The following is an 11,790-nucleotide window of genomic DNA, read 5'->3' as shown; positions in this document are numbered from 1 at the left end:
CATGAAGGCGGGCCACTGCCGCGGATGTGGGGATCCCGGACTGCACCGTGTACTCGACCTGGGCCTGGTGCCCGCCGCCGATCACTTCCCCCCGGCCGACCTGCCCGTCGATCGGTCGGAGGTGTGCCACCCGCTGGCGATGGACCTGTGCGCCGCGTGCGGGCTCGCCCAGCTCGCCGAGGACGACACCGACACCGCAGAGCCCCGCGGTGTCGAGCCGCAGGCGCTCAAAGACCAGGCCGCAGAAGCGGTCCGGCGAGTCGCGGACGCCGGCTGGCTGAACCGGCCCGGCGGCACGGTGCGCGAGTTCGGCAGCCCGCACGGCGGCAGCTGGCTACCACTGCTCGGCGAGCGCCGGTACCGCTCCACCTGCGGGGGCACGGCCGACGTCGTGCTCGACTGTTTCGGCATCATGCACGACGCCGATCAGCAGGCCGCGTTCGAGGAACGCGCCAGGGCCACCGCGCCGGACGGGGTGTTACTGCTGCAATTCCACAGCCTGGCCGCGATCGTCGCGCACGGTCAGTGGAACTCGTTGCGGCACGGCCACTTCGCGTACTACTCCACACCGGTCGTCGTCGCCCAGCTGGACCGGGTCGGCATGCGCGCCGCGCACGCGTGGACCTTCGACCTCTACGGCGGGACCGTGCTCGTCGCGGCCGTCCACGGGACCGGCGAACCGGGCCCGACCGTCGCGGCACTGCTGGAGTCCGAAGCCGCGCTGACCGACGCCGCCACCGTGGGCGCCGTGCAGGACGCCGCCGATTCGCAGGTGGTCGCGCTGCGCAGCTGGCTGGAGGACGAACGCCGGGCCGGCCGCCGGGTCTACGCGTACGGCGCCGCGTCGCGCGCCGTCGCGCTGTTCGCCCGGGCCGGGCTGGACAGGACGCTGGTCGACGCGGTCGCGGACGCATCACCGGCCAAACAGGGCCGTCGGATGCCGGGCACCGATGTGCCGATCGTGTCACCGCAAGAGCTCGTCGCGGCGGACCCGGACCGGGTGCTGCTGACCTTGGGCGATCTGCTGTCCGAGGTGTCGGCGCGCTGGCCGCAGCTGGCCGGCCGCTGGGTTCCCGACGACCGGTTCGTGACGCCCGCGCGCACCTTCGCGCGGTCCCGGCAGCTGCAGGAGAGACTGCACGAGCTGGTGCCCGGCGGGGCGCACACCTACGCGCGAGGTGCCGACCAGTACCCGGAGTTCATGCCGCCGGTGCTGACCCGCGGGTCGGGGTGCCGGGTGTGGGACGCCGACGGCAACGACTACATCGAGTACGGGATCGGGCTGCGGGCGGTGACTCTCGGTCACGGCTATCCGCCGGTCGTCGACGCGGCAGCCCGCGCGATGGCCGACGGTGTCGGGTTCAGCAGGCCGACCGCGTTGGAAGTCGCGGCCGCCGAGGACTTTCTGGAACTGGTGTCCGGGGCGGAGATGGTCAAGTTCGCCAAGAACGGGTCCGATGCCACCACCGCGGCGGTGCGCCTGGCCCGTGCGGTGACCGGCCGGGTCAAGGTCGCGGTCTGCGATCAGCCGTTCTTCTCCACCGACGACTGGTTCATCGGGACGACCGCGATGGCAGCAGGCATCCCCGCCGAGCACGCCGCGGCCACGGTCCGGTTCCGGTACAACGACGTCGCTTCGCTGGCCGAGCTGCTGGGCGCCGAAGACGTGGCCTGCGTGGTGATGGAACCGGCGTCGGCGACCGCCGAACCCGCCGACGGGTTCCTCGAAGAGGTCCGTGACCTGTGTGACCGCACCGGGACACTGCTGGTGTTCGACGAGATGATCACCGGCTTCCGCTGGGCGGCCGGCGGCGCGCAAACCCTGTACGGGGTCACTCCGGACCTGTCCTGCTGGGGCAAGGCGATGGGCAACGGATTTCCGCTGTCGGCGCTGGCCGGGCGTCGGCGCTACCTGGAGCTGGGCGGTCTGCGCACCGACTCCGAGCGCGTGTTCCTGCTCTCGACCACGCACGGCCCGGAAACCGCGTCGCTGGCCGCTTTCCGGGCTGTGGTCGCGGCGTACCGCACCGAGGACCCGATTGCCCGGATGGAGCACGCCGGCCGTCGGCTGGCCGCCGGCGTCGACGCGGCGGTGGCCGAGGCCGGGCTGGGGGATCACCTCCGGGTGATCGGGCGCCCGTCGTGTCTGGTGTTCGTCACCGGCGACGCCGACGGCAGGCCGTCACAGGCCTACCGCACGCTGTTCCTGCAGGAGCTGTTGCGCCGCGGCGTGCTCGGCCAGTCGTTCGTCACCTCCGCGGCGCACACCGACGAGGCCGTCGACGCGACGGTGCAGGCCGTGCGTGACGCGCTGCCCGTCTATCGGTACGCGATCGACGCGGGCAGCGTGCGCGGGCTGCTGCAGGGCAGACCGGTCGCGCCGGCGATCCGCCGCACCGCGGAGCCGCGGCGTGTGGTCGGGCGGGCCGGCTAGAGCGGCCCGGTCATTCGGCGGCGCGGGTCGCCGGGTGTACGGCGATCAGCCCTAAACCGCTGCGGCGCTTGCACATCGCGGCCAGCTCCGCGTAAGTCTTCTCGCCGAGCAGTTCGGTGAGCTCGGGGGCGTAGGACTGCCACACCGGTTTGGTGCCGACGTGGGTGCCCGGGTCACCGGTGCAGTACCAGTGCAGTTCGAGGCCGCCCTCGCCCCAGCCGCGGCGGTCGTATTCGGTGATGGTGGTCTTGAGGATCTCCGAGCCGTCGGGTCGGGTCACCCATTCCTGGGTGCGGCGGATCGGCAGCTGCCAGCACACCTCGGGCTTGAGTGTCAGCGGTTCCACGCCGATCTCCAGCGCCTTCTGGTGCAGCGCACAGCCGATGCCCTTCGGCCAGCCCGGACGATTCAGGAAGATGCAGGCGCCCTTGTGCTTTCGCGTACGCCAGTTGGGTTTGTCGTCGTACTGGTCGAGTTCCAGATAGCCCTTGCGGCCCAGGCCCTTGTCGCGGAACTGCCAGTCCTCGTCGGTCAGCAGTTTGACCGCGTCGTCGAGCTGGGCGCGGTCGTCGTCGTCGGACAGAAACGCCCCGTGTGAACAACATCCGTCGTCGGGCCGGTCCTCCACGGTGCCCTTGCACGCGGGGGTGCCGAACACACACGTCCACCGGGACAGCAGCCAGGTCAGATCGGCGGCGATCAGATGTTCGGGGTTGTCCGGATCGTAGAACTCCACCCACTCACGGGCGAAATCCAATTCGACCTCACCAGGATGCGATGCCGATGCGCTCACGGTTTTCCACGGTAGACCCATTAGGTTGGTTGGGTGCGACTAGGCGTGCTTGACGTGGGCAGCAACACTGTTCACCTTCTGGTGGTGGATGCCCGACGCGGCGGCCACCCCACTCCGATGAGTTCCACCAAGGCTTCTCTGCGGCTGGCCGAGGCGATCGACACCTCCGGCAAGCTGACCCGCAGGGGCGCCGACAAGCTGGTCGGCACCGTCGACGAGTTCGCGCGGATCGCCACCAGTTCCGGGTGTGCCGAGCTGATGGCGTTCGCGACCTCCGCGGTGCGGGACGCGACCAACTCCGAGGACGTGCTGGCCCGGGTCAGGGCCGAGACCGGCGTGGAGTTGCGGGTGCTCAGCGGTGTCGACGAGTCGCGGCTGACCTTCCTGGCGGTGCGCCGGTGGTACGGCTGGAGCGCCGGGCGCATCATCAACATCGACATCGGCGGCGGATCGCTGGAGCTGTCCAGCGGTGTGGACGAGGAGCCCGAAGTCGCGCTGTCGCTGCCTCTCGGCGCGGGCCGGCTGACGCGGGAATGGCTGCCCGAGGATCCCCCGGGCCGGCGCCGGGTGGCGATGCTGCGCGACTGGCTGTCCAACGAACTTTCCGAGGCCGCGTCGGCGATCGCCGAGGCGGGTCCGCCGGACCTGGCGGTGGCCACGTCGAAGACCTTCCGTTCGCTGGCCAGGCTTACCGGTGCCGCGCCGTCGGGAGCCGGTCCGCGGGTCAAACGCACGCTCACCGCACCGGGTCTTCGGCAACTCATAAATTTCATCTCTAGGATGACCGCGGCTGACCGAGCAGAACTGGAAGGGGTGAGCGCCGATCGGGCACCTCAGATCGTCGCAGGCGCGCTGGTTGCCGAGGCGAGCATGAAAGCACTCGGCATCGAGAGCGTCGATATCTGTCCATGGGCGTTGCGGGAGGGTCTCATCCTGCGGAAACTCGACAGCGAGGCCGATGGCAGCGCCTTCGTGGGCGGCAGCGGCGACGCGGACGGTTCCGGCAAAGCCGGCAAGGCGAGCGGAGAATCTGCCTCGCGGCCGGTGTCCGTGCGTAATGCTGGACGATGAAGCACCGAGGCTCGAAGGCAGCAGGCGATGACTGGATCTGACGACGACCACACCAACACCCGGCCGATCTCGGTCGCGGAGTTGCTGGCCAGGAACGGCACGATCGGTGCACCTCCGGTCGGCGGGCGGCGCCGCCGCCGGCGCGGCAACGCCGATGCGGTCACCGTCGCCGAGCTGACCGGCGAGATCCCGATCATCCGTCCGGACGATCCGCCGCCCGCCGAGGCGGTCGCCGAACCCGAGCCCGAACCTGAGCCCGAGCCCGAACCTGAGGTCGTCGTCGAACCTGACGCAGAGCTCGAGGACGAGGCCGAACGTGCGGACGAGGCCGAGCTGGAGGACGGGGTCGAGCTCGAGGCCGCGGACGAGGCCGAGGACGAGGCCGAACGTGCGGACGAGGCCGAGGTCGACGCTGTGGACGAGGCCGAACGTGCGGACGAGGCCGCGGTCGACGCTGAGGTCGAGCTCGAGGCCGATATCGAGCCCGAGCCGGAAGAGCCCGAACCGGCGGCCACCGAAGAGACGGCCACCGAAGAGACGGCCACCGAAGAAGCGGTCGCCGCGAAGCCGAAGGCGCCCGAGCCGGCCCGGCGCTTCGGGCTGGGGCTGTTCGGCCGCAAGAGCCGACCTGTCGACGCCGAACAGTGGACCCCGGACCCGGTCGACGTGGACGACACCCGCGAGATCGAGGACCTCGACGACGAGATCGCGGTGAGCGCCGCGTCCGACACCGACCGTGACCTCGACAGGGACCTGGACGAGGACCTCGACCGTGACCTCGACAAGGACACCGACGCGGAGCTGCCGTCGTACCTGCGCTCGACCGAGGAGCCGCTGTTCGGCGGGCCGACCGTCGTCGGTCGCGAGCCCGACCCAGACCGGGACACCGACACCGACCGGGACACCGACGGCGTGGCCTCCGACGAGAGCCTCGTCGAGCGCGCGGACATGGACGACCTCGATGACCTGGACGAGGACGACCGCGACGAGCCGCGCCGGATGTCGTCGTTCGTTCAGGGCCTGTGGATCGTCGGGCAGAGCATCGTCGCGGTGATCTTCGGCGCCGGTCTGTTCGTCGCGTTCGACCAGCTGTGGAAGTGGAACAACATCATCGCGTTGGTGCTGTCCGTGCTGGTCATCCTCGGGCTGGTGGTCGGCGTGCGGGTGGTGCGCAAGACCGAGGACATCGGGAGCACGTTGATCGCCGTGGCCGTCGGTGCGCTGGTCACCCTCGGCCCGCTGGCCCTGCTGCAATCCGGCTGAGACCGCCTGAGCACTGTGCGTCCCGCTATCAAGGTCGGTCTGTCCACGGCCTCGGTCTATCCGCTCAAGACCGAGGCGGCTTTCGAGTACGCCGCCAAGCTCGGGTACGACGGCATCGAGCTGATGGTGTGGGCCGAGTCGGTCAGCCAGGATGTGGCGGCCGTCGAGGCGATGTCGAAGCACTACGGGGTGCCGGTGCTGTCGGTGCACGCGCCGTGTCTGCTGATCTCGCAGCGCGTCTGGGGCGCCAATCCGATTCCTAAGCTGGAGCGCAGCGTGCGCGCTGCCGAGCAGCTCGGCGCCCAGACCGTGGTCGTGCATCCGCCGTTCCGCTGGCAGCGCCGCTACGCGGAGGGCTTCAGCGACCAGGTGGCCGAGCTGGAGGCCTCCAGCGACGTGATGGTCGCGGTGGAGAACATGTTCCCGTTCCGCGCCGACCGCTTCTTCGGCGCCGGCCAGACGTCCATCGAGCGGATGCGCAAACGCGGTGGCAACCCCGGCCCCGGCATCTCGGCGTTCGCACCGTCCTACGATCCGCTCGACGGCGGGCACGCGCACTACACCCTGGACCTCTCGCACACCGCGACCGCCGGCACCGACGCCCTGGAGATGGCGGACCGGATGGGCGAGGGTCTGGTGCACCTGCATCTGGCCGACGGCAGCGGCGCGTCCGCCGACGAGCACCTGGTCCCGGGCCGCGGTACCCAGCCGACCGCCGAGGTCTGCCAGATGCTCGCCGCGGGCGACTTCTCCGGGCACGTGATCCTCGAGATCACCACCTCGGGGGCGCGCACCGCCGCCGAGCGCGAAGCGCTGCTGACCGAGTCGCTGCAGTTCGCACGCCGGCATCTGCTCCGCTGAGCGCGTGCGATGATGCCGCGGTGACGAGTTCGACGCTGTTCACCGACGCGATGGCCCTGACCTCCTCCGGCAACGGGGTGTATCGCGGAGAACTCAACGAGCACTGGACGATCGGGCCCAAGGTGCACGGCGGCGCGATGCTGGCGTTGTGCGCGAACGCGGCCCGCACGGAGTTCGGCGAAGCGGATGTGGAACCGATCGCGGTGTCGGGCAACTTCCTGTGGGCGCCGGACCCCGGCGCCATGGACGTCGTCACCACTGTGCGCAAGCGCGGCAGGCGGGTCAGCCTGGTCGACGTCGAACTCAACCAGGGGGAGCGGACCGCGCTGCGCGCGTCGATCACCCTGGGCACCCCGGAACACCATGTGCCGCCGCTGTTGTCGGTCAACCCGGTGATCCCGCTGATGACGCCGGAGCCGCCGCCCGGACTGGAACCGATCGGGCCGGGCCACTCGATGGCCGACATCGTGCACCTGGCGCACGGGTGCGACATCAGACCGTCGTTGACGACGTTCTCCCGCCGCGCAGATCAGGGGATGCCGGTGATCGAGTACTGGGTGCGGCCCAGGGGAGTGGCGCCGGACGTGCTGTTCGCGCTGCTGTGCGGCGACGTGTCGGCTCCGGTGACCTTCGGGGTCAACAGGTTCGGTTGGGCGCCCACGGTTCAGCTCACGGCGTTTCTGAGGGCGCGCCCGGCCGACGGTTGGTTGCGGGTGATGTGCACCGCGACCCAGATCGGTCAGGACTGGTTCGACGAGGACCATATCGTGGTCGACTGCGAGGGCCGCATCATCGTGCAGACGCGGCAGCTCGCCATGGTGCCCACCCGCTGACACCGGCAGTCGGACAGGCCGCGTCCCCGTGCGATGCTGTCCGGCATGGCCAGAATCGCGATCATCGGCGGCGGCAGCATCGGTGAGGCGCTGCTCGCGGGACTGCTGCGTGCCGGCAGACAGGTCAAGGACCTCGTCGTCGCCGAGAAGTACCCGGAGCGGGCGAAGTATCTGTCGGAGCGGTACTCGGTGCTCGTGACGACGGTCGCCGACGCGGTGGACGCCGCGACCTACGTCGTCGTCGCGGTCAAGCCCGGTGACGTCCAGCACGTCATCGGTGACATCGCCGACACCGCGGCTCGGGCGGAAAGCGATGCGGCCGAACAGGTTTTCGTCTCGGTGGCCGCCGGGGTGAGCACCTCGTTCTACGAGAACAGGCTGCCCGCCGGTTCGCCGGTGGTGCGGGTCATGCCCAACGCGCCGATGCTCGTCGGCGGCGGCGTCAGCGCGGTCGCGCCCGGCCGGTTCGCCACCGCCGAGCACGTCAAGGAGGTCTCGCAGTTGTTCGACGCGGTGGGCGGGGTGCTCACCGTCACCGAGTCCCAGATGGACGCCGTCACCGCGGTGTCCGGGTCGGGTCCGGCCTACTTCTTCCTGATGGTCGAGGCGCTCGTCGACGCGGCGGTCGACGCGGGCCTGGCGCGCACGGTGGCCACCGATCTGGTGGTGCAGACGATGGCCGGTTCGGCGGCGATGCTCCTCGAACACCTCGACGAGGCGGCGGCTGCTGCGGCGGCTTCGCCGGCCACGGCGATGAACACCTCGGCCGCCCAGCTGCGCGCGACGGTGACGTCCCCGGGTGGCACCACCGCCGCTGGGCTGCGCGAACTGGAGCGCGGCGGTCTCAGGGCGGCGGTCGGCAATGCCGTCGAAGCCGCGAAAAAGCGCTCTGAGCAGCTCGGAATTACACCCGAGTAGTTCGGGAATTTGAAACTGATTAGCCCACACCCGTCGCAGTAACCACACCTGCCACGCTATTCTCCTGAGGGTAAGCACGGGTCCGGTGCCAGCGGTGGGGAAGCCGCTGGAACTGCCCGCGCCTGATTGATTGGGTTGCGATGACGTCTATGAACGGGCCATCTTCGCGGGATTCGGCTGGCGGCAAGCCGGCTCGCGACGCCGGACAGTCCAGCGCCGGTGACGGGCAGCAGCAGCGTGCCCAGTTCCTCACCGTCGCCGAGGTGGCGAGCTTGATGCGGGTGAGCAAGATGACCGTGTACCGGCTGGTGCACAACGGCGAACTGCCCGCAGTGCGGGTGGGCCGGTCGTTCCGGGTGCACGCCAAAGCAGTCCACGACATGCTGGAGAGCTCGTACTTCGACGCCGGCTAGGTCGCGGCGCGGACGCTCTCCCGGTCGCCCACCGAAGGGGATTTCGGTGCCGGCATGGTCGCCAGGTAAAGTGACCGGTCGAGACTGACGAGATCCGAAGGATCTACACACACATCTAGGTAGCGGAGTTCATGGGTTCTGTCATCAAGAAGCGGCGCAAGCGCATGTCGAAGAAGAAGCACCGCAAGCTGCTTCGTCGCACCCGGGTGCAGCGCAGAAAACTCGGCAAGTAGGGCTGCGCGGCCCCGCCGCTAGGCTGTCTGGATGGATTCCGAGGCACGCACCGGAGGTCGCTCCGGTGGCGACGGCTCGGATGCCAGGGACGCTCTGAACTACCCCAAGGTCGTGTTGGTCACCGGGGCCTGCCGCTTTCTCGGCGGGTACCTGACCGCGCGCCTTGCCCAGAACCCCTTGATCAACCACGTGATCGCGGTCGACGCGATCGCGCCGAGCAAGGACATGCTGCGCAGGATGGGGCGCGCGGAGTTCGTCCGCGCCGACATCCGGAACCCCTTCATCGCCAAAGTCATCCGCAACGGTGACGTGGACACCGTGGTGCATGCCGCGGCGGCCTCGTATGCGCCCAGGGCGGGTGGCCGCGCGACGCTGAAGGAACTCAACGTGATGGGCGCGATCCAGCTGTTCGCGGCCTGTCAGAAGGCGCCCTCGGTGCGGCGGGTCATCCTCAAGTCGACCTCGGAGGTCTACGGGTCGAGTTCGCGGGATCCGGTGCTGTTCGACGAGAGCAGCAGCAGGCGCAGGCCGCCCGGGGAGGGCTTCGCGCGCGACAGCATCGACATCGAGGGCTACGCCAGGGGGCTGGGCCGGCGCAGGCCCGACATCGCGGTGACGATCCTGCGGCTGGCCAACATGATCGGCCCGGCGATGGACACCGCGCTGTCGCGCTACCTGGCGAGTCCGGTGGTGCCGACGGTGATGGGCCACGACGCGAGGCTGCAGCTCCTGCACGAGCAGGACGCACTGGGCGCCCTGGAGCGGGCGACGATGGCCGGCAAGGCCGGGGCGTTCAATGTGGGGGCCGCCGGGATCATCATGATGAGCCAGGCGATCCGCCGCGCCGGACGGCTACCGCTGCCGACGCCGCGGTCGGCGCTGGTGGCGGTGGATTCGCTGTGGCGGGCCACCCGCAACACCGAACTGGACCGTGAGCAACTCGACTACCTCAGCTACGGCCGCGTCATGGACACCACCCGGATGCGCACCGAACTCGGGTACACGCCGAAGTGGACCACCGCCGAGGCTTTCGACGACTACGTGCGGGGCCGCGGTCTGACCCCGATCGTGGACCCCCGCTGGATACGTGCTGTGGAGAACCGTGCGGTAGCAGCGGCACAGCGCTGGGGCCGGTAAACTCACATCACAGTTGTGAGGCCGGGGGGATATGGGGGGAGGGGGAAACAAGTTGCCGGGCGAGCCCAAAGCTAAAGTGATTCCGCTGCACGCGAATTCGAGTCGTGGTGCAGCTGCGAGGCGCGCGGCAGCCCAGCGTGCCGACGCCGCCCGTCGACATCCGTCGCTGCTGGCCGACACCGACAGCCGTGCGTCGGCCGAACAGATCGCCGCGGTGGTGCGCGAGATCGATCAGCACCGCGGCGCCGCCGCAGGCTCCGCCGCCCAGGACTCCGGGCCCAACGAACTGGCCCAGCGCATCAGTGCGGTCGCCGACTTCCTCCGCAAACGGATGACCGGCGACTACACGGTCGACGAGTTCGGCTTCGACCCGCAGATCAACAACGCAATCTTTCTTCCTTTGCTGAGGGTGTTCTTCAACTCGTGGTTCCGGGTCGAGGTCAGCGGTGTCGAGAACCTCCCGGACACCGGTGCGGCACTGGTGGTGGCCAACCACGCGGGCGTGCTTCCGTTCGACGGCCTGATGACCCAGGTGGCGGTCCGCGACCGGCACCCCGCGCACCGGGACCTGCGGATGCTCGCGGCCGACATCGTGTTCGACATGCCGGTGATCGGCGAGGCCGCCCGCAAGGCCGGTCACACCATGGCCTGCGTGGACGACGCGCACCGGCTGCTGGCCGCGGGGGAGCTGACCGCGGTGTTCCCCGAGGGCTACAAGGGCCTCGGCAAGCACTTCAAGGACCGCTACAAGCTGCAGCGCTTCGGCCGGGGCGGCTTCGTCTCCGCGGCGCTGCGCACCAAGGCGCCGATCGTGCCCTGCTCGATCGTCGGGTCCGAGGAGATCTACCCGATGGTGGCCGACGTGAAGCTGCTGGCCCGGCTGCTCGGCCTGCCGTACTTCCCGGTCACGCCGCTGTTCCCGCTGGCCGGGCCGCTGGGCGTGGTGCCGTTGCCGTCCAAGTGGTACATCCAGTTCGGCGAGCCGATCGACACCGCCGACTACGACGAGTCCGCCGCCGAGGACCCGATGGTCACCTTCGAGTTGACCGACCAGGTGCGCGAGACCATCCAGCAAACCCTGTACCAGCTGCTGGCCAGCCGCAGGAACACCTTCTTCGGCTGATCGCGCCGCGCACTGCGCGGTGGTTACCCGGCAACGAACTTCGACAGCGCCGCCGCGTCCCGCTTCGCCGCGATCTGAGCGGTCAGCTCGTCGGCCTCGGTCTCCGATTCGGCCTCGCCCATCACGGTCACGATGCTCGTGATGACCGGCTCGCCGGCATCGTCGGTGACCTCACCGCGGATCTCGGTCAAGACCGCGCCGTGCGACTCGGTCACCGAATCGAGGTAGGAGTCGAACCACAGCTTGTCGCCCGCGACGATCGGCCGGTGGAAGATCAGCTTCTGGTCGCGGTGCAACACCCGCTCCATGTTGATCGGGAGGTCGAACTGGTTGAAGATCTCCTCCTGCACGCGCCGGCCCGCGACCGCCATGAAGGTCAGCGACGCGACCAGCGCGTCGTAGCCGACCTCCTTGGCCCCCGCCTCGGTGTGGTGCGCCGGGTGGTCGTCCTTGACGGCGCGGGCGAACTCGCGGATCTTCTCGCGGTCGACCTGGAAGTAGTCGGGGTACCGGTAGTGGGTTCCGATGATCTCTTCAGCGATGCTCATTGCCGGTCGTCTTTCCGTTCTGCCGATAGCGGCGCGAGCCTATCAGCGGTTGGCTGAGCGGCCCTGCCGCAGCGGTTCGATGAGCGGCCCTGCCGCAGCAGTTTGGCCCGTCACTTGGCCTCGCGGCGGGACACCGCGGCCGCCAGCGCGCCGCCGATGGCG

Annotated in this window: 12 protein-coding genes; 10 read left to right on the top strand and 2 right to left on the bottom strand. The window is 69.7% G+C overall.

Annotation, left to right across the window (positions count from 1 at the left end; genetic code table 11):
- The first annotated feature begins 1 nt into the window (after window position 1).
- Window positions 2-2,434 carry a glutamate-1-semialdehyde 2,1-aminomutase gene (locus tag MVA01S_RS32305; protein ID WP_003932740.1) on the top strand — a complete coding sequence of 811 codons (2,433 nt, stop codon included), beginning with the start codon at window positions 2-4 and terminating at the stop codon, window positions 2,432-2,434.
- 10 nt (window positions 2,435-2,444) lie between these two features.
- Here MVA01S_RS32305 and MVA01S_RS15615 read toward each other — a convergent pair whose 3' ends face one another.
- Window positions 2,445-3,248 carry a DUF3109 family protein gene (locus MVA01S_RS15615; RefSeq protein ID WP_051015357.1) on the bottom strand — a complete coding sequence of 268 codons (804 nt, stop codon included), beginning with the start codon at window positions 3,246-3,248 and terminating at the stop codon, window positions 2,445-2,447.
- A gap of 12 nt (window positions 3,249-3,260) precedes the next feature.
- On the opposite strand from MVA01S_RS15615, the gene MVA01S_RS15610 reads away from it, so the two are divergent.
- The 9 genes from MVA01S_RS15610 (at window position 3,261) to MVA01S_RS15575 (ending at window position 11,080) form a co-directional block, all read left to right on the top strand.
- Window positions 3,261-4,298, top strand: coding sequence for a Ppx/GppA family phosphatase (locus tag MVA01S_RS15610; RefSeq protein ID WP_040542672.1), 1,038 nt, complete (start codon window positions 3,261-3,263; stop codon window positions 4,296-4,298).
- Between the two features lie 27 nt (window positions 4,299-4,325).
- Window positions 4,326-5,561, top strand: coding sequence for an Rv0497 family membrane protein (locus tag MVA01S_RS15605; RefSeq protein ID WP_003932737.1), 1,236 nt, complete (start codon window positions 4,326-4,328; stop codon window positions 5,559-5,561).
- Window positions 5,562-5,576: 15 nt separating this feature from the next.
- The gene (locus MVA01S_RS15600; RefSeq protein ID WP_003932736.1) at window positions 5,577-6,422 is read left to right on the top strand and encodes a sugar phosphate isomerase/epimerase family protein; all 846 of its coding nucleotides are present in this window, start codon (window positions 5,577-5,579) and stop codon (window positions 6,420-6,422) included.
- Window positions 6,423-6,442: 20 nt separating this feature from the next.
- Entirely contained in the window at window positions 6,443-7,255 is an 813-nt protein-coding gene (locus MVA01S_RS15595; RefSeq protein WP_003932735.1) for a thioesterase family protein, read from the top strand.
- A 45-nt stretch (window positions 7,256-7,300) separates the two neighbouring features.
- Window positions 7,301-8,173: a pyrroline-5-carboxylate reductase gene (gene proC / locus MVA01S_RS15590; RefSeq protein ID WP_174538937.1), complete on the top strand. Its 873-nt coding sequence runs from the start codon at window positions 7,301-7,303 to the stop codon at window positions 8,171-8,173.
- Window positions 8,174-8,313: 140 nt separating this feature from the next.
- A complete protein-coding gene (locus MVA01S_RS15585) occupies window positions 8,314-8,586 on the top strand; it encodes a helix-turn-helix domain-containing protein (protein ID WP_003932733.1) in 273 nt (90 codons plus the stop codon).
- A gap of 131 nt (window positions 8,587-8,717) precedes the next feature.
- A complete protein-coding gene (locus MVA01S_RS30485; RefSeq protein ID WP_003402602.1) occupies window positions 8,718-8,819 on the top strand; it encodes a 30S ribosomal protein bS22 in 102 nt (33 codons plus the stop codon).
- A 31-nt stretch (window positions 8,820-8,850) separates the two neighbouring features.
- The gene (locus tag MVA01S_RS15580) at window positions 8,851-9,957 is read left to right on the top strand and encodes an SDR family oxidoreductase (protein ID WP_003932732.1); all 1,107 of its coding nucleotides are present in this window, start codon (window positions 8,851-8,853) and stop codon (window positions 9,955-9,957) included.
- Between the two features lie 52 nt (window positions 9,958-10,009).
- A complete protein-coding gene (locus MVA01S_RS15575; protein ID WP_003932731.1) occupies window positions 10,010-11,080 on the top strand; it encodes a lysophospholipid acyltransferase family protein in 1,071 nt (356 codons plus the stop codon).
- A gap of 23 nt (window positions 11,081-11,103) precedes the next feature.
- On the opposite strand, the gene MVA01S_RS15570 is transcribed toward MVA01S_RS15575, so the two are convergent.
- Window positions 11,104-11,628, bottom strand: coding sequence for an FAS1-like dehydratase domain-containing protein (locus tag MVA01S_RS15570; protein ID WP_003932730.1), 525 nt, complete (start codon window positions 11,626-11,628; stop codon window positions 11,104-11,106).
- Window positions 11,629-11,790: the final 162 nt, after the last annotated feature.

The sequence above is a fragment of the Mycolicibacterium vaccae NBRC 14118 = CIP 105934 genome (genome assembly GCF_001552715.1).
Taxonomy (GTDB): domain Bacteria; phylum Actinomycetota; class Actinomycetes; order Mycobacteriales; family Mycobacteriaceae; genus Mycobacterium; species Mycobacterium vaccae.
The sequence above is the reverse complement of the archived record's forward strand: the minus strand, read 5'-3'. Positions and strand labels throughout refer to the sequence as shown.

What these genes read in the sequence shown, in the direction of transcription:
- MVA01S_RS15570 (WP_003932730.1), bottom strand. Translation starts at nt 11,628, where the DNA reads ATGAGCATCGCTGAAGAGATCATCGGAACCCACTACCGGTACCCCGAC.
- MVA01S_RS15585 (WP_003932733.1), top strand. Translation starts at nt 8,314, where the DNA reads ATGACGTCTATGAACGGGCCATCTTCGCGGGATTCGGCTGGCGGCAAG.
- MVA01S_RS30485 (WP_003402602.1), top strand. Translation starts at nt 8,718, where the DNA reads ATGGGTTCTGTCATCAAGAAGCGGCGCAAGCGCATGTCGAAGAAGAAG.
- MVA01S_RS32305 (WP_003932740.1), top strand. Translation starts at nt 2, where the DNA reads ATGAAGGCGGGCCACTGCCGCGGATGTGGGGATCCCGGACTGCACCGT.
- MVA01S_RS15580 (WP_003932732.1), top strand. Translation starts at nt 8,851, where the DNA reads ATGGATTCCGAGGCACGCACCGGAGGTCGCTCCGGTGGCGACGGCTCG.
- proC (WP_174538937.1), top strand. Translation starts at nt 7,301, where the DNA reads ATGGCCAGAATCGCGATCATCGGCGGCGGCAGCATCGGTGAGGCGCTG.
- MVA01S_RS15615 (WP_051015357.1), bottom strand. Translation starts at nt 3,248, where the DNA reads ATGGGTCTACCGTGGAAAACCGTGAGCGCATCGGCATCGCATCCTGGT.
- MVA01S_RS15605 (WP_003932737.1), top strand. Translation starts at nt 4,326, where the DNA reads ATGACTGGATCTGACGACGACCACACCAACACCCGGCCGATCTCGGTC.